Genomic DNA, 21,085 nt, shown 5'->3' with positions numbered 1-21,085 from the left:
CGGCCCTACGCTCCGGCGCAGGCCGTTCTCAGTGTCGGAGCGAGCTCGCCCCGCGCCACGATCTCCACGTCGTCCAGACCGCGCCACTGCGCCAACCGCCGCAGGTCCCGGGCGAGCGACTCCGCGACCGCACCGTGATCACGCCCCGGTTCGACATGGGAGGCCACGACCCGCAGCACGCTCGCGGACCGGTCGGCCTTGAGGTCGACGCGCGCGACGATCTCGTCGCCCATCAGGTACGGAAGGACGTAGTAGCCGTGGACGCGTTTGTGCTCGGGGACGTAGATCTCGATGCGGTAGTGGAAGTCGAAGAGCCGCTCGGTCCTCGGCCGGAAGAACACGAGCGGATCAAACGGGGACAGCAGCGTCGACCGATCGATGCGTCGCGGCAGCCGTGCGTCCCGGTGCAGGTAGGCGGGCTCGTTCCATCCGTCGACCTGGACCGCGCTGACCACGCCTTCATCGAGGAGATCGGGCAGCACGTCCCGGACCTCGGCGGTCTTGAGTCGGTAGTAGTCGGCGACGTCAGCGACGATCGCGATGCCGTGCGCCGACGCGGCGCGGGCGACGAGTTCGCGGTGTGCGTCGCGGCGGCCGATCGTCACGCCGACGCGATCCGCACCGATGACGCGTTCGGCGAGGTCGTAGTGCCGGTGGAAGTGTTCGCTGCGGACCGCGGACAGGGTGCCCGCGGCGAACATCGCCTCGCAGAGGTGCTTCACCTCGCCGCGAATCCACCACGAGCCCTTCTCCCCCGGCTGTCGGGTGATGCCGAGGGCCTCCTCGATCTCGCGGGGAATCACCGGGCCGCGCTCGGCGATCACCGCGAGCACATCCGCGGCCTGAGACCTGTTGCGCTTCAAGACCTCCCGCGTGTGCCGGTAGCGACCGTCCCGGTACTCGGCCATTCGCCAGCCGAACAGCGGCCAGTCGTCGACCGGAATCAGCGCCGCCTCGTGCGCCCAGTACTCGGCCAGCAGGCGCGGCGCACGTCCGGTCGGCCGCCACGCAGCACGGTCGAGCAGCGCGTCGTCGTACGGGCCGATCCGGCTGAAGGTCGGCAGGTAGTGCGCGCGGGCCAGGATGTTCACAGAGTCCATCTGCAGCAGTCTGGTCCGGCCGATCACCCGGGTGAAGTGCGCCCGCGTCGGCGCACCCGCCGGCATCCGATCGGTGAACCCCTGCGCCGCGAGGGCGATCCGCCGCGCCTGCGCGACCGAGAGCCTGCTCGACGGCGCGACCATCAGGTGAGCGGATCCAGCGTGATGATCACCGCGGTGCCCTTGTCGCCCGTCTTCGCGACACCCGTTCCGGCGCGGTCCACGCCGTCGAGCCGAATGCCGATCGGGTGGGGTCCGGAATCGAAGTTGCGCCACCACGTCTTGCGCTCGGCCATGGCGACGCCGACGATCACCTGGTCGTCGCCCCGGCGTTGAAAAGCCACCGGCAGGGTGACCTGCTTGCCGCTCCGTCGTCCCGTGTAGGTGATCTCCGTCATCGACTTGAACACGGTGTCCTTCAAGAATGGAAGACGCAGCAGCGGCTCCATGATCATGTTCACGACGCGAGCGCTCGACTGAAAGGTATTCACGGACCCCAGCGTAACGGCGGCCTCCGACAGCCGCCGCCTGCTGATCGCCTTCAGCTCGCGTCGTTGATGCGGACCATGTTGCCCGCCGGGTCGCGGAAAGCGCAGTCGCGCGGACCCCACGGCTGCTTGATCGGCTCCTGCAGCACCTCGGCGCCGGCGGCCGACACCTTCTCGAACATCGCGTCGAGGTCGGTGGAGCGGAAGACGATCGGCGGCATCATGCCCTTGGCGACGAGCCGGTGCAGCGCGTCGGCGTCTTCGGGCGAACGACCCCCGCCGGGCTCGGAGAGGACGATCTCGACGCCGCTCTGATCGGGCATGGCGAGGGTGACCCAGTGATGATCGCCGTTGGCGACGTCGCGGATCACCTCCAGTCCGAGGGCGTCCCGGTAGAAACCGAGGGCGGCGTCGATGTCGTCGACGGTGATCGGGCAGTACGTGATCTCGATGTTGGTCATGTCATTGAATCTAGAGGCGACGACGGCCGGATGCTTCTCCAAAACTGCTCTGTCTCAGCCGATCGTCTCGATCACCCGAACGGCATGGGCCGCGCGAGGATCTTCGTCATGCACGACGGCAACCCCTCCAGGCTCTCGTGCGAGCGCGCTCGGTACGCGCTCGGCGTCTCGCCGGTCAGACGCCGGAAGGTGCTGCTGAACGAACCGAGCGACGTGAAGCCCACCTCGACGCAGGCATCGGTGACGCTGGTACCTGCGCGCAGCAGTGACATCGCGCGTTCCACGCGACGGGTCACGAGATAGCCGTAGGGCGTCTCCCCGTACGCGATCTTGAACTCGCGGCTGAAGTGCGCGGTCGACATCAGCGCACGTTGCGCCATCGTGGGAACGTCGAGCGGTTCGGCGTAGCGACGATCCATCAGGTCTCGGGCCCGACGCAGGTGTGCGAGCGTCTCCGGCGACTGCGGCACGGCTACACCCGCCCGAGCAGGATGGTGACCGGCCAGCGGACCGTGCGGCGACCGTCGCCCCACATCGGTGCGAGGTCGTCGGCAATCTGTTCCAGGATCCGCCCCTGTCCGGCTTCGCGGGCACGACGCGCGGCCGACCACGTTCCGAGGTACCCGGCGAACTGCTGCAGTGTCCACGACCGCTCGATCGTCACGGCGGGCGCGTCGATCGGCTCGAACGGGAAGTCCAGGTCGGCGTAGCGGTTGTCGACGTGACGGCGCTCGGCGGGCCAGTACGGTCCGATCTCGTCGCGGTAGAAGACGTCGAAGCGCTCGGACAGGTCGTCGTCGAGTTCGACGACGCCGTACGTGATCAGCGCCAGCGCCGCTCCGGGGACGGCGATCCGTCGGACCTCGCGGTAGAACGCTGCGAGGTCGAACCAGTGCGCGGCCTGCGCAACGGTGATGAGCGACGCCGACGCGTCGGGAACGTCGAGCGCCTCGGCGGAGGACACGCGATAGGCGACTTTCGCGGCGGCGGTCGCGTTGGCGATCTGGTCCTCGGACGGATCGAGGCCGATCACCTGCTCGAACTCCTGCGCCAGCAGTACTGTCAACTGCCCGGTGCCGCAGCCGATGTCGACCGCTGCCTCCCCGTCGGGTGCGGCAGCGCGCAGCACGTCGACGATCTCGGCCGGATAGGTGGGTCGGTGGGCTGCGTACTCGCCGCCGCTGGTGAACCAGGTCACGGACTCATCCAAACACACGTCACCGGTCAGGCCGGCGTCGTCTGGTCGATCAACTCCGGTTCGTTGCCCGGGGCTCGACTCCACCGGTCTCCCCGGATGTCGGTGAACTCCAGATGGACTGTGCCGTGGTCGACTTCGTCGATCGTCTCGTCACGATGCGTGCCGGGTGGGATCTGCGTCCAGTTCATGAGTTCGCGGTCGCCGTCGCTTACGAGCACCTCGTGGATGGGATGTCCGGAATCGTTGTTGATGTGCAGCACCGAGTCGTGAATCCAGGCCGACACCCGGTCGACGTGCTCCCGCCGGCGCATCCACCTCTCGTGCTTGTCCCTGGTCCTCCGCGCGGTCCGCTCGCGATGGATCTGCCAGAAGGCGACCGCGAACGCGCCGATCGTTCCGATCGAACCCACCCACGTGGCCCAGTCGCCCATCTCCAGTTCCAAATTCAGCATGTCGCCTCCACTGCAGCCGTTTAGAGCCGACCATAGCCGAGGAAACGGACAGCGGGGACTATCGACGGACGTAGTCGACGAACCGGTACAGGGTTCCCGTCGACGAGTACCGCCACTCCCCTTCGGATTCGGCGACCCAGCGCTCGAGGTCGACCTCGGGTGCGAAGGCGTCGGCACCCTCCACCAGGACGTCGATCTCCGTGACCCGCAGATGGGTCGCCCGCTCCATGGCCAGCAGGTAGATCTCGCCGCCGCCGATCACGACCGCGGTTCCGCCTGCGAGCGCGAGGGCGGCGTCGAACCCGTCAGTGACCTCGGCTCCGTCGGCCATGTAGTCGGTGGCGCGGGTGATGACGATGTTGCGACGACCCGGCAGCGGGCGGAACGATGTCGGCAGCGATTCCCAGGTCTTGCGCCCCATGATGACCACACCGGTGCCGGTGAGCTCCTTGAACCGCTTCATGTCCTCCGGCACCCGCCACGGGATGGTGCCGGCCTTGCCGATGGCGCCGACACGGTCCTGGGCCCAGACGAGTTCGATGCGCATGCTCAGACCGCCACCGGAGCCTTGATCGCCGGGTGCGACTGATAGCCGACGATCTCGATGTCGTCGAAGTCGTAGTCGAAGATCGAGTCGGCCTTGCGCAGTTTCAACGTCGGGTACGGGAGCGCCTCGCGCGAGAGCTGCTCGGTCACCTGCTCCACGTGGTTGTCGTAGACGTGACAGTCGCCGCCGGTCCAGACAAAGTCGCCGACCTCGAGGCCGGCCTGCTGCGCCATCATGTGCGTCAGCAGCGCGTACGACGCGATGTTGAACGGCACGCCGAGGAACAGGTCCGCGCTGCGCTGGTACAGCTGGCAGCTGAGCTTTCCGTCGGCGACGTAGAACTGGAAGAGGGCGTGGCACGGCGGCAGCGCCATCTGCGGGATCTCGCCGACGTTCCACGCGGACACGATGTTCCGCCGCGAGTCCGGGTTCTCCTTGAGCGTCGTCAGCGCGGCGGCGATCTGATCGATGTGCTCGCCGGACGGTGTCGGCCAGTTCCGCCACTGGACGCCGTAGACCGGACCCAGCTCGCCCTCGGGCGAGGCCCACTCGTCCCAGATCGTGACGCCGCGCTCCTGGAGCCAGCGCACGTTCGAGTCGCCGCGCAAGAACCACAGCAGCTCGTAGACGATCGACTTCAGGTGCACCTTCTTCGTGGTGATCAGAGGGAAGCCCTCAGACAGGTCGAATCGCAGCTGATGACCGAAGACGCTGCGGGTCCCGGTGCCGGTCCGGTCGGACTTCGGGGTGCCGGTCTCCATGACCAGGCGCAGCAGGTCCTCGTACGGGGTCGGGATGGGCGCGCTCACGTCGACGAGTGTAGCGATTCACGAGGAGCACTGCCGCTAGGCTGAACCGCGTGAGGTTCGTCCGCGTCGCGTGGTTCCTGCTGGCAGGGCTCGCCCTGTTCGCTGGGTATCGCCGTGCGGTTGCGCCGATCAGCACGGTCTCGATGCGGTGCCGGACGGAACCGTCGACCGGTTTCTACTGTCCCCTCACGTGTGACGATAGCGTTCATCACCTGATCGGCATGTGGCCTGCCGTGTATCCGTACCTGATCCTCGCGACGCCTGCGGTCGTCGCCGGCCTCGTCCTGCGCCGACGCGCATCGTTCGCCGCGCTCGGCGCCTATGCCGTCCTGTCGGCGCTCGGCCTCATGAACTGGGGCGACGAAGTCTGGGGTGCACTGCTCGCCGGCGTGTGGATGGGGGCCTCGGCAACCCTCGTCACCGTCGCGCACTGGCTCACATGGCTCGTCGTCGACGGGCGACCGGAGCGCGACTCCGAGTCGGCACTCACCCCCGCGCTACCGCACTGATCATGCGATCGAGGCCGTCGATGCCCGACGAGTCCGCCACCTGGCGCGCCAAGTCCTCCGCGCGGCGACGATAGCGCGGCTCCGCGAGCACCTCGTGCACCGCGTCGCGCAACGCGCCATCGGCTGGATTCGACGTTCGGAGGTCGATGCCGACACCCGACCAACCGACCCGACGCGAGGTCTCCAACTTGTCCTCGGTCATGCCCGCGACGACGATGGGGACCCCGTGCCGCAGTGCCCGATTGAGGCCGCCGCACCCGCCGTTGGTGACGAACGCACTGGTCCGCGGCAGCACCGCGTCGTGCGGAATGAACTCGGCAGCGCGCGCATTGGCAGGTAGCGGGCCGAGCGACGCGACATCCGGACCGCCGGTCGTTGCGACGACCAGGACATCGGAGTCGGCCAACGCACGGATCGTCGGGATGACCAATTCACCGAGGTCTGCGTTGCCGACGGTCCCCTGGGAGACATGAATGACCGGGCGCGGGTCGTCGAGGTCCGACCACCAATCAGGCAGTGCCGTCGCCACCGGCGGACCCGACATCGGCCCGACGAACTGTACGTTCGCCGGCAGGTCGTTGCGCGGGTACTCGAATCCGGCGACGCTGAACTGGGCGAATCCGTCGGCGTGACGGGCCCAGTCCATGAAGAAGCCGCCGGTGATGTGACCGGTCTCTCGGCGAAGCGTTTCTTCGAAGGCCCGCTGCGCCGGGCGCATGGCCACCTTCTGAATCACCTGGTTGAGGACCCGATTGCGGAGCCGCCCGAGCGTCGCCCCGGAACGCGAGACCCGGTCCCCACGGCGGTGCGTCGGGCCCACTGAACGGCATCGGCATGATGCCGCAGGCGATGACCGGCGGTCGCGGGTCGTCCTGGATGCAGAGGGCCGCGGCTCCGGTCACCGTGAACTCGGTCAGCACCACGTCGGCGGGTTCGTCGGCGAGCGCCGTCCGCAGGGTCGCGTACTGCCCCGGACATGGATCGATGAACACCTTCATGACACTCGCCCTCATGGCCCGTGGCCCAGCCTGCGGGATCCCCTCGGCACGCAGTTCCGCTGCAAGGGTCTCGTGATCGAAGTCGGCGTCCGGACGGAGCGGCACGAACTCGGCGCCCGTGCGCTCGACGGCGTCCGCGAAACGTCGGCCGGTGATGAACCGGATCCGATGCCCCCGTTCTCGAAGCCCTGCCGCCGCGGCGAGCATCGGATTCACACGGCCGGGTGCCACATTCGCGATCATCAATAGCGTGGACATGTCGAATTCCTCCGTCTGGACGGTCACGCCGAACGATCGGTGATCGTTCGCAGTTTCTCGAGGGCCGTTTTCAGCGCGGCGAACTCTCCGTCGCCCAAGCACTCGGACCATTCACACTCGATCCGCTCTTCCTCGGCTCGTGCCGCTGGGATCATTACAAGCGCCTTGTCGGTGAACTTCACCAACCGCACTCGGCCGTCCTGCGGATCGGCGGCGCGCACCACATACCCCGCGTCTTCGAGCCGGTCGACCAGGACCGTCGCGGTCTGCTTCGTGATCTGGGCACGGTCTGCCAACGTCGAGATCCGCGACCCGCCCTCCTCCATCCCCGCCATCAAACGGGCCTGGGCCACCGTCAGGCCGTCGAACCCCGCAGCACGCACGGCCTCAATGATCCGCGTCTCGGCATGCCTGCTCGCGATCGACATCAACAGGCTGGTCGGCAACGCCCGGCTCATGTCAGAACTCCTTGATCTGATTCGTTGTACGAACTAATCTAGTTCGCACAACGAACTAAATCAAGGATCGCCGTGAACCACTCCGATTTGAACCACACCGAGATGTGGGGCCTGATCGACACTCAGCGGGCGTCGGCCGCCGAGATCTTCGCATCGCTCACCGACGACCAATGGTCGGTCACCTCCCTGTGCGACGGTTGGAGCGTCCGAGAGGTCGGCGCGCACCTCACCTTGCAGAGCATGGGACTCGGCCGAACCGTACGACTCGCGTTGCGCCATCCAGGCTCGATCAACCACGTCATCGATGCCAGTGCGCGGGCGGAGGCCGCAGGCCTGACGACCCGCGAGATCGTCGATCGGCTCGGGCTCCTCGTGGGGGTCCACCGGGCGAATCCCTTCACCACCGTCGACGACACCCTCGTCGACGCCGTCGTTCACACGTTCGACGCGACCGAACCGCTCGGCATCACGGTCGATCTGCCGGAACGCACCGCCCTCGCAGTGCTCGACCGACTCGCCGACTATCACCGCCGCGGAAAGACTGCGGTGTTCCACGACGTCCACGTCTCCGGGAGTCGCTTCGTGGCGAACGACCTGTGCTGGTCGTGGGGATCCGGCGCTACCGTCGAGGCGACGACGACTGATCTGATCCTCACCCTGTCCGGACGACGCCGTCCGTCCTAGACCCTCGCCACATGTGCACCAACCCTCCGCACATCGGCCCGCCACCCACGACAATGACACGGTGACGCCCGCTGCCAACACCCCCGCCCAGCCCGAACCACCCGAGATCGCCGCCGAGCTCGTTCGGATCGGCGCCGTGCTGTCCGAGCGCGTCGACGACCTCGCCGAACGCGTCACCGATGCCATCCACAGCGACATCGGCTACTACGCGACGTCCGACGTGGTCCCCCGCGAACGGACCACCGCCGTCGTCCGCGCCAACTTCACCGAGATGGTCGGAGCGATCACGGCGGACGCCGACTTCCAGACCGCGACGGCCCGTCACACCGGCGCCACGCGAGCCGCTCTCGGCGTCCCCCTGCCCGCCCTGATGCACGCCTATCGGATCGCCTTTCAGATGGTGTGGCGCGAGTTCCGGGCGATCGCCGAGTCGGACAGCTCCCTGTCGCGACGCGCGGTGCTTGCCGCGACCGAGCGGATCTGGAGTGGGTACGACATCTTCGCGAGCGAGGTGGCCGAGGCTCACCGGGAGGCGACCAACGAGCAGATCCTCGACGACGCCGCCGAACGCGCCGCCCTCACCGAGCACCTTCTCGAAGGTCGGATCACCACCAAGACCAACCTGTGGGAGACGGCTGCTCTGCTGCGCATGCCGACGACCGGGCCGTACATCGCAGTGGCGGCCGCCACCGACGTGGTCGGCAAGCAGCCGTTGCACGGCGTCGAGAACAAACTCCGCGTGCTCGACCTCCGCTCGGTGTGGCGCCTGCTCCCCGACCAACAGATCGGCCTCATCCACCTCCCGAACCCCACGTCCGTCGACGCCGCCCTCAATCTGATCGGCCGCCTCGCCACCGGCCGCGTCGGAGTGAGCGCATCATTCACCGAGCTCTCGCACATCGGGCGCGCGCTGAAATACGCCCGCGTCTCCCTGGCCGGCCCCGGTGTCGGCGTCACCCAGTTCGACGACTCCGTCCTCGGCATCGCGGCCGTGGCCACTCCTGAGGTCAGCACCGGGCTCGCGCAATCGGTGCTGCATCGCCTCTACGACCTCCCCGCCGACGACCGCGGGCCGCTGATCGAGACCTTCCACGCGTGGGTGCGCGCGGACGGGAGCATCACGGCCACCGCCGACGAACTGTTCGTGCACCGCAACACGGTTCGGCATCGCCTGCGTCGCATCGAGGAACTGACGGGTCGATCCACGACGTCGCCGAGGGAATCCGCCGAGCTGTGCCTGGCATTCGAGGTGGATGCGCGCTTGGATATCCGCAGTTAGAGGCACAGATCACGTTGGTCGGCGGCCCATTGTGCGCGTGCACACTGTACCCGTGAATACGTTAGCCGCTTAACCATCGCATCCCAGGGTGATGCACCGCATTCTTGAGTGATAGGAATTGCTCCCCCACGAAAGCAGACATCATGGCGAACCTCAGTCAGAACCTCGTCGACGCGGCCGCAGCCCGCCCGGACCACCTCGCCCTCAAGTGCGGCGACGCGACGTACTCGTACGCGGAGTTCGACCAGGCCGCCGCCAAGGTCGCCACCCTGCTCGCCGAGCGCGGCATCGCCCCCGGCGATCGCGTGGGCCTGATGCTCCCGAACGTCCCGGAGTTCGCGATCCTGTTCTACGGCATCCTCCGAGCCGGTGCCATCGCCGTCCCGATGAACCCGCTGCTGAAGTCGCGTGAGATCGCCTTCTACCTCGGCAACACCTCCGCCAAGGCGATCTTCGCGGTCTCGACCTTCGCCGATGAGGCCAAGGGCGGCGCCGAAGCCTCCGGCGCCGACTGCCTGGTCGTCGACGAGGAGCTCAAGGCCGCGATCGCCGCCGCCGCACCGCAGGCCGCCCCGATCGCCCGGGACGACTTCGACACCGCCGTCATCCTGCACACGTCGGGCACCACCGGCAAGCCGAAGGGCGCCGAGCTCACCCACATCGGTCTGCATCGCAACGCCGAGATCACCGTCCGCACCCTGATCGGCGCGAACACCGACGACGTCCTCATGGGCTGCCTGCCGCTGTTCCACGTCTTCGGCCTCACCTGCGGCCTCAACTCCGCGGTCATCGCCCAGGCCAGCCTCACCCTCATCCCGCGCTTCGACCCGATCGTCGTCCTCGACGCGATCGCCGCCGACAAGGTCACCGTCTTCCTCGGCGTGCCGACCATGTACTCGGCCCTCATCGCAGCCCAGCGCCCGACCGACGACACCAGCTCGCTGCGCACCTGCGTCTCCGGCGGTGCGGCCCTCCCGGCCCAGGTCATCACCGACTTCGAAGCGAACTTCAACGCCGTCATCCTCGAGGGCTACGGCCTGTCCGAGACCTCGCCGGTCGCCTGCTTCAACCACCCGGACAAGGAGCGTCGCCCCGGCACCATCGGCACCCCGATCGAGGGCGTGCAGATGCGCACCGTCGACGTCAACGGCAACGAAGCCGCTGTAGGTGAGCCCGGTGAGATCCAGATCAAGGGCCACAACATCATGAAGGGCTACTGGCAGCTCCCGGAGAAGACCGCCGAGGCGATCGACGCCGACGGCTGGTTCTCGACGGGCGACGTGGGCACCAAGGACGCCGACGGCTACTACCGCATCGTCGACCGCACCAAGGACATGATCATCCGCGGCGGCATGAACATCTACCCGCGCGAGGTGGAGGAAGTGCTGTACGAGCACCCCGACGTCGCCGCAGCCGCCGTCGTGGGCGTTCCCCACGAGACCCTCGGCGAGGACGTCGGTGCCGCCGTCCAGCTGAAGCCGGGCTCGGAGAGCACCGAAGACGAGATCCGCACCTACGTCAAGGAGCGCGTCGCCGCCTACAAGTACCCCCGCCAGGTCTGGTTCGTCGAGGCCCTGCCCACCGGCGCCACCGGCAAGATCCAGAAACGCGACATCGTCGTCCCCACCACCATCTCGGAGCACTGATCGCATGACCATCGCACAGAACCAGGCCGCCGCCGGCGAGATCGCCGCGCCGCTCGACCTCCTCCTCGTCAACTCCACCAAGTCGTTCGCCAGCCGGATGGCTCCGGACGCCGCCACGGCCCGCTTCGGGCTCTCCCTGGCCAAGCAGCCGATCACCATCGCCGAGCACGGCGTCGGACTGGTCAAGGAGCTCGGTGACATCGCCGTCGGGCGCTCCAACCGCACCCCGGCCCGCTCCGACAAGCGCTTCTCGGACCCGGCGTGGACCCAGAACCCGCTGCTGCACCGCGTGGAGCAGGCCTACCTGGCCGCGTCGGACACCGCAGAGAAGCTGTACTCGGCCGCCGACCTGAACTGGAAGGACGCCGAGAAGGTCCGCTTCGCGCTCGACAACATCATCGAGGGTCTGGCCCCCACCAACAACCTCCTGCTGAACCCCCTCGGCTGGAAGGCTCTCATCGACACCGGCGGCGTCTCCGCGTACCGCGGCTTCAAGGCCTTCGTCCGCGACATGGCGTCCAAGCCGCGCGTCCCCGCCATGGTGGAGCCCGACGCGTTCAGCGTCGGCGAGACCGTCGCCACCACCAAGGGCACCGTGGTCCTCAAGACCCGGATGTTCGAGCTCATCCAGTATGCACCGCAGACCAAGCAGGTCAGCGACGTGCCGCTGCTGATGATCCCGCCGGTGATCAACAAGTACTACATCATGGACATCGCGCCCGGCCGCAGCATGGTGGAGAACTACGTCAAGGGCGGCCAGCAGGTTTTCGCGATCTCCTGGCGCAACCCGAAGGCCCGTCACCGCGACTGGGGCTTCGACGAGTACGGCAAGGCCATCATCGAGGCCATCGACGCCACCCGCACCATCACCGGCGCCGACGCGACCAATATCTTCGGCACCTGCTCCGGCGGCATCCTGGCCGCCATGGTCCTGTCGCACCTGTCGGCGACCGGTCAGGGCGACAAGGTGAAGTCGATGACGCTCGCCGTCACCGTCCTCGACCAGAACCAGGCCGGCTTCGCGTCGTCGCTCACCAGCGAGCGCGCCGCCCACGCCGCGATCCGCGAGTCGTCCAGCAAGGGCTACCTCGACGGTCGGGCGATGGCCGAGATGTTCGCCTGGCTGCGTCCCACCGACCTCGTGTGGCGCTACTGGGTCAACAACTACATCCAGGGCCGCAGCCCCGCCGCCTTCGACGTCCTGTTCTGGAACGCCGACACCACCCGGATGACGGCCGCCCTGCACAAGGACATGGTCATGATGGGCGTCGGCAACGACCTCGTCACCCCCGGCAAGCCGACCATGCTCGGCACGCCCGTCGACCTCGGCAACATCGAGTGCGACACCTACGTGATCGGCGGCATCGCCGACCACATCTGCCCCTGGCAGGCCACCTACCGCAGCGCGGCCCTCCTCGGCAGCAAGAACAACCGCTACGTGCTCTCGACCAGCGGTCACATCGCCTCGCTGGTGAACCCTCCGGGCAACCCGAAGGCCTCGTTCCGCACCGCGCAGGTCTCCCACGAGGGCGACGCCGACACCTGGCTCGAGACCTCGGAGAAGAAGCCCGGCTCCTGGTGGCCCGACCACCTCGAGTGGCTGACCGAGCACGGCAACACCGAGATCGACGCGCCCGTCAACCTCGGCGCCGCAGGCTTCGAGCCGCTCGCCCCCGCCCCCGGCACCTACGTCCTCGAGAGCTGACCGCTCCCCTCCTCTTCAGAAAGGGTGACCCCATGGCCACCACCATCGCCAGCCCCGCAGCCCTGCCCGACCACGTCGGCCAGGCGCTCGGCACCACCGACTGGATCGCGATCGAGCAGGACCGCGTCAACCAGTTCGCGGACGCCACCGGCGACCACCAGTGGATCCACGTCGACGTCGAGAAGGCCGCGGCCGGACCGTTCGGCGGCACCATCGCCCACGGCTTCCTGACCCTGTCGCTCATCCCGCTGTTCCTCGAGGAGACGGTCGACGTCCAGGACGTCACCGCCGCCCTGAACTACGGTCTCAACAAGGTCCGCTTCCCGAGCCCGGTGAAGGTCGGCAGCCGCGTCCGCGCGACCGTCACCCTGTCGGGCGCGACCGCCAAGCCGGCCGGAATCGAGACCGTGTTCACCGTCGCCGTCGAGGTGGAGGGCTCCGACCGCCCCGCATGCATCGCGGAAAGCGTGGTCCTCTACCGGTGAGCACCCCGACAGACGCCACACAGAATCCGGAGATCGAGCACGTGGAATCCGAGACCAACGACTACTACCTCGCCGTCGGCGGCCAGCGCGTTCGCGTTCGGTACCGCGAGGGCGTCGGGATCCCGCTGGTCCTGTGCAACGGAATCGGTGCGAGCCTGGAGGTCCTCGACCCCCTGGTCGAGAACCTCGATCCCACTCGGCCCGTCCTCCGGTTCGACGCCCCCGGCACCGGCGAATCTCCGACCTCCCCGCTTCCGTACGGCTTCCCGTACCTGGCATGGGTGCTGGGGCGGATCCTGGACCGGCTCGAGATCGAGGTTGTGGACGTCCTCGGCCTCTCGTGGGGTGGGGCCCTGGCGCAGCAGTTCGCATTCCAGAACCCCCGTCGGTGCCGTCGCCTGATCCTCGTCGGCACCGGAACCGGCGCGATCATGGTGCCCGGCAACCCCAAGGTGCTGTCGAAGATGGTGACGCCCAAGCGGTTCAGCAACCCGTCGTACGGTGCGACCATCGCGGCGCAGCTGTACGGCGGCGTGGTCCGCGAGAAGAGCGAGCAGATCGCCGACCTGTTCATCCGGCAGCTGCACGCGGGATCGTTCAAGGGCTACATGCACCAGCTGATGGCCGGATCGGTGTGGACGTCGCTGTTCGCCCTGCCGATCATCCGGCAGAAGACGCTGATCATCGCCGGCACGGACGATCCGATCGTCCCGATGATCAACGCCCGCGTCATGAACGCCCTGATGCCGCGCGCCACCCTGCATGCGCACGGCGGCGGTCACCTCGACCTGCTGGTCGACGCCGCGACCTTCGGTCCCGTGGTGGACGACTTCCTCGGCCCCACCAAGCCGTACCGACGCAAGTGGAGCAAGACGGCCGACGTGAAGTTCACGCCGGGCGGTTAGCCCTGGGCCGGCGGCCCACTCCAGCATTCGACCCCTGCCCGAGGACAGCCTCGGGCAGGGGTCGAACAGTCGGATCAGGCGGCGCCTTCGAGCGCCGCCGCGTCGTCGTTGATCGCGGTGTCCTTGGTCTCGACGATGAAGTAGGTGCACAGCACGCTGATCGACGAGAGGACCGCCAGCATGATGCCGACCCAGATCGAGCCCGGCCCCGCGATGAGCGGTGCGGCGAACAGCGGCGGAATCGCGCCGCCGAGGATGCCCGCCAGGTTGTAGCCCATGCCCGCACCGGTGTAGCGGTACCGCGCCTGGAACAGCTCCGGCAGCAGTGCGCCCGCCGGCCCGTAGGCGATGCCGAAGATCAGCAGCGTGCCGATCAGTCCGATCAGGAAGGCGAACTCACCGCCGACCTCCAGGATCGGGAACAGGATCAGCACCCACGGCACCGCCACGACCACGGACGTCATGATCACGCGACGGCGACCGAGCCGGTCGGAGTAGACGGCCGACACCGCGGTCGACAGCCCGAAGAAGACGGCGGCGATCATGCCGGCGACGAGGACGAAGTTGCGGTCCAGCCCCATCTGGGTGGGCTTGGTCGCGTAGCTGGTGAGGAACGCCGTGCCCATGTAGAACAGCGAGAACAGGCTGGCCAGCGCACCGCCGGCGATCATGATCTCCTTCCACTGGTGGCGCACCGCGTCCAGGAAGGGCAGCTTGTTCTCGGTCGCGACGGGTTCGACGGCGCGCTTGGCCTGCGTCTCCTGGAAGACGGGGGTCTCGGCGACGGCGAGACGCACCCACAGTCCCACCAGGACCAGCACCATCGACAGGATGAACGGGACGCGCCACCCGTAGGTGAGGAAGGCGTCGCTGGCGGTGCCGACGGTGATGCTCGCGACGAGGAAGGTCAGGCTCGACAGGAAGAACGCGAACGCCGGTCCCAGCTGCGGGAACATCGCGTACAGACCGCGTTTGCCCGCGGGTGCGTATTCGGCGGTGAGCAACGTGGCCCCCGCCCATTCACCGCCGACCGCGAAGCCCTGCAGGAAGCGCAGGATCACCAGGATGATCGGCGCGGCGATGCCGATGCCGTTCTGGAACAGTCCGAACGCGCCGACCTCGTAGCCGGGCAGCAGGCCGATGAGCACCGTGGAGACACCCATGATCAGCAGGGTCCAGACCAGGGTCCGTTTACGGCCGATGCGGTCGCCGAAGTGTCCGAAGACGATGGCGCCCACGGGGCGGGCGAAGAACGCGACGGCGAACGTCGCGAACGACGCGAGCGTTGCGGTGGTGGCGTCGACCTCGGGGAAGAACACCGTCGGGAAGGCGAGCGCGGCCGCCGTGCCGTAGATGAAGAAGTCGTAGAACTCGATGGTGGTGCCGATCGAGCTGGCCGCGGCCACCCGCGTCATGCTGGTGGCCTTCCGGCGGGCGGGTTCTGCGGGCGGGATGCGCGGTGGGTCCGTTGTCACGGTTCGGTCCTCGTCTCGGGCTCGATGGATGTGTCAGCCCGACGACCCGTGTCGTGGGCTCGATCACAGTAGGACGAGCGGTGTGAGACGTGGCACCCCCCGAAGTGGGTGATGCGCCGAAACGGCCGTCCCGACTCAGTGCGGCAGGATCCCGAGGCGCCGCGCCACGACGACGGCTTCGAGTCGGGTTCCCGCATCGAGCTTGCTCATCGTCGTCTTCATGTAGCCCTTGACGGTGTCGACGGCGACGCCGAGTTCGTCGGCGATCCGCGGATTGCTGTATCCGAGCGCGGCCAGCGCCAGGACGTCCTGTTCACGGCCGGTCAACTGCACGGGCGGCGGCTCCGCGTCGCCGGCGGCGCCGTCGAGCAGCACGTCGGTGATGCGGGCGATCTCGTCGGCCATCGCACCGTCGTCGAGCTCGCGCGCCAACGCCCGGAGTCGGGCGTAGGCGATCGTCATGCGATCGCGCAGCACATCCGCCTCCGGGGTCAGCCGGGCATCGGCTGCGATCAGCGCCCGCGAGACGGCGATCTCCTGTTCCAGCGACCGCGCCTGCGCGGTGAGGACGTCGAGGAGGCGGCCGTCGATCCGGGTGTCGCAGCGCAGTGCACCGTACAGGACGGCGATCATGCGGCTGTCGACGATGACCGGCGCCGCGGCCACCGCACGCAGTCCTTCCGTCGCGATCGCATCGTTGTAGCGATGGGTGATGTGCGGGGTGTCGAGGTAGTCGTTGACCGCCATCGGACGGTTGTGGTTGAGCACCTTGCCGCCGAGCCCGTGCCCCACTTCCACGGCGAGCCCGTCCAACGCGCCCGTCACGTCACCGACGAAGTGATCCAGGCTCACCCGCGCGTTGCCTTCGACCATGCCGGCGAACGCGAGCGGCACCCCGCTGGAACGTCGAATCCGCCGCAGCGACTCGGTGACCGGAACCACCAGAGAACGCTCGCCCATTCGCCACCGCCTGTTCATCCTTCGGCAAACGTGACCGATCATACCGGGATGCACGCGGAGCGTGTCACATCACAGCCCAGGCCTACGCCATCAGGCCGGCGGCCACCGTCGCGCCCAGCTCCCAGCAGGCCTCCAACTGCTGCTTGGTCGGCTTTCCGGAGACCACCACATCGGCGGCCGCCCGCACCCAGCCGAGGCCGCCCGCGATGGAGTGCACGCTCTTCTCGGCGCCCTCGGTCCCGACGTTGCCGTGCATGAACAGCCCGTAGGGACGGCCGGTCGTGGAGTCGAGGATCGGGTAGTAGCAGGTGTCGAAGGCGTGCTTCAGCGCACCGCTCATGTACCCGAGATTCGCCGGTGTCCCGAGCAGATAGCCGTCGGCGTCGAGCATCTCGGCGGCCGAGACGGACAGCGCCGCGCGGCGCACCACCTCGACACCCTCGATCTCGGGATCGGTGGCGCCGGCCAGGACCGCCTCGAACATCTCCTGGCAGTGCGGCGACGGCGTGTGGTGGACGATCAGTAGACGAGCCATGTCGCCATCATGCCTCGGCGGCGCCGACGACGTGGGCGGGCCACGAGGATGCCGCGCCCGAGTCCCCCACACCCGAGTCCCCCACGGTCAATCCGCCGAGCCACTCGTCGCGGCGCACGCCGCGCTGGACGGCGCCCAGCGCCCGGACGCCTTCGAACCGGAAGCCGCACGCCTGCGCGACACGCGCCGAGCCGACATTGCCCGCGAACGCCGACCAGGAGATCCGCTGCAGGTCGAGGCTTTCGAAGGCCGCGTGGACCGCGGCGGTCGTCGCCTCCGTCATCAGTCCCCGACCGCGTGCCTCGGGCGCCAGCCAAAAGCCGACTTCGGCGCCCCCGGCCTCCTCCACGTCGACGCCGACCATGCCGATCAGGCGATCCGCCAGTCGAACCGCCCACGTGTACGCCGATCCGCCGGCCCAGCCCGGATCGATCACCTCGCCGAGGAAGTAGGCCGCCGACTCCGCCGTGTACGGCGACGGCACGGTGGTCCATTCCTGGACCTGCGCCTCCCGGCAGCACTCGGTGATGCGCGGCAGGTCGGCCGCGGACGGCCGAGACAGCACGAGCCGCGCGGTGGTGATGGTCTCGGGCATCGGAGCGGCCACGTTACTTCTCCTGCGCGGCCCGGTACTGCTCGCTCGCCCGCTTCATCATCTGCCGGGCGCGCGCCCGGTCGCCGGCGTAGTCGTAGGCGCGGGCGATCCGGTAGGTGCTGACCCAGTCCGACGGGTCGGCCTCCCACTCCACCTTGACCTCCTCGAACAGCTCCATCGCCGCGTCCTTCTCGATGCGCCCGGACGGTCGCCGCGGCAGTGCGTCGGCGTCCAGGTCGCGGCCGAGGTCCTGTGCCGCGGCGACCATCCGCTGGTGTTCGATGCCGGACCGCAGCGTGGAGGCCACCATCCAGACGCCGAGCAGGGGCAGCACGAAGACCCCGATCCCGAGACCGACGGAGACTGCGGTCCCCTGCCCGATCAGCTGGACGGCACTGCGCCCCAGCAGCACGAAGTACACGCACAGCGCGACGACCAGGAAGGCGATCACCGCGATGATCGGCCGAGCGTCCGCCTTCTTCTGAGCAGCCACCTCGACTACAGGTCCATGAAGGACTCGAGCCCCACCGTGAGGCCCGGACGTCCGGCGATCTCGCGCACGCCCAGCAGCACGCCGGGGACGAACGAGTTGCGGTCCATCGAATCGTGGCGGATGGTCAGCGTCTCGCCCTGCGTGCCGAACAGCACCTCCTGGTGGGCCACCAGACCGGCCAGGCGCACCGAGTGCACGCGCACGCCGTCGACGTCGGCGCCGCGCGCTCCCTTCAGTCCGGTCGACGTCGCGTCGGGACTCGCGCCCAGTCCGGCCTCGGCGCGCGCATCCGCGATCAGCTGCGCGGTGCGGCCCGCGGTGCCCGACGGCGCGTCGGCCTTGTGCGGGTGATGCAGCTCCACCACCTCGGCGGATTCGAAGAAGCGCGCCGCCTGCTGCGCGAAATGCATCGACAGGACCGCGCCGATGGCGAAGTTCGGGGCGATCAGCACGCCGACACCGGGGTTGGCGTCGAGCCAGCCGCGGACGGTGTCGAGGCGCTCCTGCGTGAAGCCGGTGGTGCCGACGACCGCGTGGATCCCGTTCTCGATCAAGAACTTCAGGTTGTCCATCACGACGTCGGGGTGGGTGAAGTCCACGACCACCGAGGTCTTCGAGTCGACGAAGTCGGTGAGCGCGTCGCCCTTGTCGACACCGACGGTGAAGTCGGTGTCGGCGGATGCTTCGACGCCCTCCACGATCGCCTTGCCGACCTTGCCGTTGCTGCCGAGCACACCCACGCGGATGCCGTTGCCCATGAGGGAACCTTTCGTCTGGAGAGTCGGCCAACAGTCTAGTGCCGCGTCGAGCGACGTCGCACGACGGCCGAGCCGTCATTCTTGATCAGTCGATCAACTGAGGTTAGGGTCACATCGAACCGATCGTCAGCGCGCACCTCACCTCCCAAGGAGCTCCATGTCCGAGATCTCACGCCGTTCCCTCCTGCACGCCGCGGCCATCGGCGCCACGGCCACGGCGGCGGGCGCCGCGTTCGGCGGGGTGTCGACGGCCCGGCCCGGTCAGGCGAACGCCGCGGGCGGCTACCTGGTCGGCGCGGGCAAGGGCGACATGACCGGCGCCATCGCCGGGCAGGGCATGATGGGCTACTCCGACGCCGAGCAGGTCGCCAAGGGCCTGATCCAGCGCACGTGGGCGCGCGCGTTCATCATCGCGGACGCCGGCAGCGGCCAGCGCGTCCTGTTCATCACCGCCGACATCGCGTGCGTGTTCACCTCGCACCACAACCGGCTCCTCACCGAGCTCGCGAAGCGGTACGGCAACACGTACACCGTGCACAACGTCAACATCAACGCCACGCACAACCACAACTCGTGCGGCGGCACGTCGTGGGACTACGCGTACACGCTCGCCGCGATGGGCCACCGCCACAACTCGTTCGAGGCCGAGCTGGCCGGCCTGCTCGACGCCGTCGACGAGGCGCACCGCAGCCTGGCGCCCGGCACCGTCGAACTCGGCATGGACGAGCTCCACGACGCCAGCGCCAACCGGTCCATGCCCGCCTTCAGGCTCAATCCCACGGACGACCGCCGCCACTTCCCCGAGCACATCGACCCGCAGGTCACGGGCCTGCGTCTGCGGCAGGGCGGTCGGACGATCGGCGAGATCACCTGGTTCGCCACCCACGGCACGTCGCTCACCGACGCGAACTTCCAGATCGGCCCCGACAACAAGGGGTACGCGTCGTACCTCGCCGAGCAGCGCACCGACGGCCTGATCGCCGCACACGCCCAGACCAACGCCGGCGACATGACGCCGAACCTCTGGCTGCGCAAGATGAATCCCGGCGGCCCGACGGCGGACCACCGCACCAACCGCATTCTGATCGGCCGACGACAGGACGATGCGGGCCAGCGGGCCCTGCGCGGCGCGCGGCCGATGAGCCGCACCGGGGTGGCGACCGCCACCCGCTACCTGAACCTCAACGACGTGCGCATCTCGGGTGAGTACACGCCCAACGGCAAGGCGACGCGGACGGCTCCGGCGATGATGGGCATGGCCGCGGCGGCCACCAGTATGGAGGACAACACGCGCAGCCAGCTGGCCATCCTGCAGGAGGGCATGCGGAACGAGCTGACCATGGCGTTGGGCGCCGGAGCCACGCCGACGCCCGCGCCCTGGATGGTCGCCGTCCAGGCACCCAAGGCCGACCTGTTCCCGCTGGGGCTGCTGCCGCCGCGCTCGTGGATCGAGGAGCGCCTGCCGATCCAGCTGATCCGCATCGGCGATCTGGCGCTGGCCGCCATGCCGTCGGAGACGACGATCGTCGCAGGCCTGCGCATCCGACGACTCGTCGCCGACGCCCTCGGCATGCCGCTGGAGAACGTGCTGCTGCAGGGGTACGCGAACGGCTACAGCCAGTACACGGTGACTCCGGAGGAGTACGTGGCGCAACAGTACGAGGGCGGCGAGACCCTCTTCGGCCGCTGGACCCTGTGCGCCTACATGCAGGAGTTCCACGCGATGGCGAAGTCGATGGCGCGCGGCGCCCGCAAGGCCGCCGGTCCCCGCCCCGCCGACCGCGACACCCTGCAGCCGGACCTCCTCGGCGCCCCGCCCGCCGACACGCCGATGCCCGGCCGACGGTTCGGCCAGGTGGTGTCCACCGTTCCGGCCTCGGCCGCGTCCGGGACCACCGTCGCCGTCTCGTTCTCCGGCGCGCATCCCGCCAATCGGATCCGCCGCGGGCGTGGCACCAAGGGCTACTTCGCCGTCGAACGATTCACCGGCACCGGCTGGACCGTGGCCTACGACGACGACCACGAGTCCACCGAGATGACCTGGACCCGCCCCGGCGGCAGCGCGACGGCGTCGAAGGTGACCGTCACCTGGCGCGTCCCGCGGAACGCGCCCGCCGGCGACTACCGCGTCCGCTACTACGGCGACGTGAAGTCGCCGTCCGGCAGACTTCGGGAGATCATCGGGACCACCGGGCGGATCAAGGTCGACTGACCCGTGTCGCAGACGAGACCTTGGTCGTGAACGACGGTGATGACCGTATAACATCCGGTAGTACGACGCCCCCTC

General features: G+C 68.5%; 24 protein-coding genes. 8 read left to right on the top strand and 16 right to left on the bottom strand.

Features of this window, described 5'->3' with window-relative positions:
• Positions 1-5: 5 nt before the first annotated feature.
• The 8 genes from ACH46_RS08925 to ACH46_RS08890 all read right to left on the bottom strand — a co-directional run bounded on the left by ACH46_RS08925 (position 6) and on the right by ACH46_RS08890 (position 5,007).
• Positions 6-1,244: a winged helix-turn-helix domain-containing protein gene (locus tag ACH46_RS08925; protein ID WP_062392588.1), complete on the bottom strand. Its 1,239-nt coding sequence runs from the start codon at positions 1,242-1,244 to the stop codon at positions 6-8.
• Positions 1,244-1,591, bottom strand: a complete 348-nt coding sequence (locus ACH46_RS08920; RefSeq protein WP_062392587.1) for a nitroreductase/quinone reductase family protein — start codon at positions 1,589-1,591, stop codon at positions 1,244-1,246. The genes ACH46_RS08925 and ACH46_RS08920 overlap by 1 nt, the downstream gene beginning before the upstream one ends.
• A 50-nt stretch (positions 1,592-1,641) precedes the next feature.
• On the bottom strand, positions 1,642-2,049 hold the full coding sequence (locus tag ACH46_RS08915) for a VOC family protein (RefSeq protein WP_062392586.1): 408 nt from the start codon (positions 2,047-2,049) through the stop codon (positions 1,642-1,644).
• Positions 2,050-2,120: 71 nt separating this feature from the next.
• Positions 2,121-2,468 (bottom strand): helix-turn-helix domain-containing protein, encoded by a 348-nt coding sequence (locus ACH46_RS08910; RefSeq protein WP_062392585.1) that lies wholly within the window; start codon positions 2,466-2,468, stop codon positions 2,121-2,123.
• A gap of 53 nt (positions 2,469-2,521) precedes the next feature.
• On the bottom strand, positions 2,522-3,247 hold the full coding sequence (locus ACH46_RS08905) for a class I SAM-dependent methyltransferase (protein ID WP_062395187.1): 726 nt from the start codon (positions 3,245-3,247) through the stop codon (positions 2,522-2,524).
• 26 nt (positions 3,248-3,273) lie between these two features.
• Entirely contained in the window at positions 3,274-3,699 is a 426-nt protein-coding gene (locus ACH46_RS08900; protein ID WP_062392584.1) for a hypothetical protein, read from the bottom strand.
• A 58-nt stretch (positions 3,700-3,757) separates the two neighbouring features.
• Positions 3,758-4,246 (bottom strand): dihydrofolate reductase, encoded by a 489-nt coding sequence (locus tag ACH46_RS08895; protein ID WP_082399522.1) that lies wholly within the window; start codon positions 4,244-4,246, stop codon positions 3,758-3,760.
• Between the two features lie 2 nt (positions 4,247-4,248).
• Positions 4,249-5,007, bottom strand: a complete 759-nt coding sequence (locus tag ACH46_RS08890) for a thymidylate synthase (protein ID WP_236995130.1) — start codon at positions 5,005-5,007, stop codon at positions 4,249-4,251.
• 269 nt (positions 5,008-5,276) lie between these two features.
• Here ACH46_RS08890 and ACH46_RS21270 point away from each other — a divergent pair, with 269 nt between their 5' ends.
• The gene (locus ACH46_RS21270; protein ID WP_157851030.1) at positions 5,277-5,564 is read left to right on the top strand and encodes a hypothetical protein; all 288 of its coding nucleotides are present in this window, start codon (positions 5,277-5,279) and stop codon (positions 5,562-5,564) included.
• Here the strand turns inward: ACH46_RS21270 and ACH46_RS08880 are convergent.
• Both ACH46_RS08880 and ACH46_RS08870 read right to left on the bottom strand, forming a co-directional pair.
• The gene (locus ACH46_RS08880) at positions 5,542-6,282 is read right to left on the bottom strand and encodes a glycosyltransferase (RefSeq protein ID WP_157851029.1); all 741 of its coding nucleotides are present in this window, start codon (positions 6,280-6,282) and stop codon (positions 5,542-5,544) included. The genes ACH46_RS21270 and ACH46_RS08880 overlap by 23 nt on opposite strands.
• A gap of 561 nt (positions 6,283-6,843) precedes the next feature.
• Positions 6,844-7,248 (bottom strand): MarR family winged helix-turn-helix transcriptional regulator, encoded by a 405-nt coding sequence (locus tag ACH46_RS08870; RefSeq protein ID WP_226995819.1) that lies wholly within the window; start codon positions 7,246-7,248, stop codon positions 6,844-6,846.
• Between the two features lie 102 nt (positions 7,249-7,350).
• On the opposite strand from ACH46_RS08870, the gene ACH46_RS08865 reads away from it, so the two are divergent.
• From ACH46_RS08865 to ACH46_RS08840, 6 genes are all read left to right on the top strand, one after another.
• Positions 7,351-7,962 (top strand): maleylpyruvate isomerase family mycothiol-dependent enzyme, encoded by a 612-nt coding sequence (locus ACH46_RS08865; RefSeq protein ID WP_062392579.1) that lies wholly within the window; start codon positions 7,351-7,353, stop codon positions 7,960-7,962.
• Positions 7,963-8,023: 61 nt separating this feature from the next.
• Positions 8,024-9,241 (top strand): PucR family transcriptional regulator, encoded by a 1,218-nt coding sequence (locus ACH46_RS08860; protein ID WP_120298710.1) that lies wholly within the window; start codon positions 8,024-8,026, stop codon positions 9,239-9,241.
• 143 nt (positions 9,242-9,384) lie between these two features.
• The gene (locus ACH46_RS08855; RefSeq protein WP_062392578.1) at positions 9,385-10,887 is read left to right on the top strand and encodes a long-chain-fatty-acid--CoA ligase; all 1,503 of its coding nucleotides are present in this window, start codon (positions 9,385-9,387) and stop codon (positions 10,885-10,887) included.
• Between the two features lie 4 nt (positions 10,888-10,891).
• A complete protein-coding gene (locus ACH46_RS08850; RefSeq protein ID WP_062392577.1) occupies positions 10,892-12,592 on the top strand; it encodes a PHA/PHB synthase family protein in 1,701 nt (566 codons plus the stop codon).
• A gap of 32 nt (positions 12,593-12,624) precedes the next feature.
• Entirely contained in the window at positions 12,625-13,077 is a 453-nt protein-coding gene (locus ACH46_RS08845; RefSeq protein WP_062392576.1) for a MaoC family dehydratase, read from the top strand.
• The gene (locus ACH46_RS08840) at positions 13,074-13,982 is read left to right on the top strand and encodes an alpha/beta fold hydrolase (protein ID WP_226995818.1); all 909 of its coding nucleotides are present in this window, start codon (positions 13,074-13,076) and stop codon (positions 13,980-13,982) included. The genes ACH46_RS08845 and ACH46_RS08840 overlap by 4 nt, the downstream gene beginning before the upstream one ends.
• Positions 13,983-14,056: 74 nt before the next feature.
• Here ACH46_RS08840 and ACH46_RS08835 read toward each other — a convergent pair whose 3' ends face one another.
• The 6 genes from ACH46_RS08835 to dapB form a co-directional block, all read right to left on the bottom strand.
• Positions 14,057-15,397, bottom strand: a complete 1,341-nt coding sequence (locus tag ACH46_RS08835) for an MFS transporter (protein ID WP_120298709.1) — start codon at positions 15,395-15,397, stop codon at positions 14,057-14,059.
• A gap of 195 nt (positions 15,398-15,592) precedes the next feature.
• A complete protein-coding gene (locus ACH46_RS08830; RefSeq protein ID WP_062392574.1) occupies positions 15,593-16,417 on the bottom strand; it encodes a LuxR C-terminal-related transcriptional regulator in 825 nt (274 codons plus the stop codon).
• An 82-nt stretch (positions 16,418-16,499) separates the two neighbouring features.
• A complete protein-coding gene (locus ACH46_RS08825) occupies positions 16,500-16,952 on the bottom strand; it encodes a flavodoxin family protein (protein ID WP_062392573.1) in 453 nt (150 codons plus the stop codon).
• Positions 16,953-16,959: 7 nt separating this feature from the next.
• Positions 16,960-17,559 carry a GNAT family N-acetyltransferase gene (locus ACH46_RS08820; RefSeq protein WP_062392572.1) on the bottom strand — a complete coding sequence of 200 codons (600 nt, stop codon included), beginning with the start codon at positions 17,557-17,559 and terminating at the stop codon, positions 16,960-16,962.
• 1 nt (position 17,560) lies between these two features.
• Entirely contained in the window at positions 17,561-18,040 is a 480-nt protein-coding gene (locus ACH46_RS08815; RefSeq protein ID WP_062392571.1) for a hypothetical protein, read from the bottom strand.
• Positions 18,041-18,045: 5 nt separating this feature from the next.
• Complete coding sequence (gene dapB / locus ACH46_RS08810; RefSeq protein ID WP_062392570.1) at positions 18,046-18,798, bottom strand: 4-hydroxy-tetrahydrodipicolinate reductase; 753 nt, start codon at positions 18,796-18,798, stop codon at positions 18,046-18,048.
• Positions 18,799-18,955: 157 nt separating this feature from the next.
• Here dapB and ACH46_RS08805 point away from each other — a divergent pair, with 157 nt between their 5' ends.
• Positions 18,956-21,010: a neutral/alkaline non-lysosomal ceramidase N-terminal domain-containing protein gene (locus ACH46_RS08805; RefSeq protein ID WP_062392569.1), complete on the top strand. Its 2,055-nt coding sequence runs from the start codon at positions 18,956-18,958 to the stop codon at positions 21,008-21,010.
• Positions 21,011-21,085 lie beyond the last annotated feature (75 nt).

This window comes from Gordonia phthalatica, from assembly GCF_001305675.1.
In the GTDB taxonomy this organism is placed as follows: domain Bacteria; phylum Actinomycetota; class Actinomycetes; order Mycobacteriales; family Mycobacteriaceae; genus Gordonia; species Gordonia phthalatica.
This window is presented reverse-complemented; position numbering and strand designations above follow the sequence as displayed.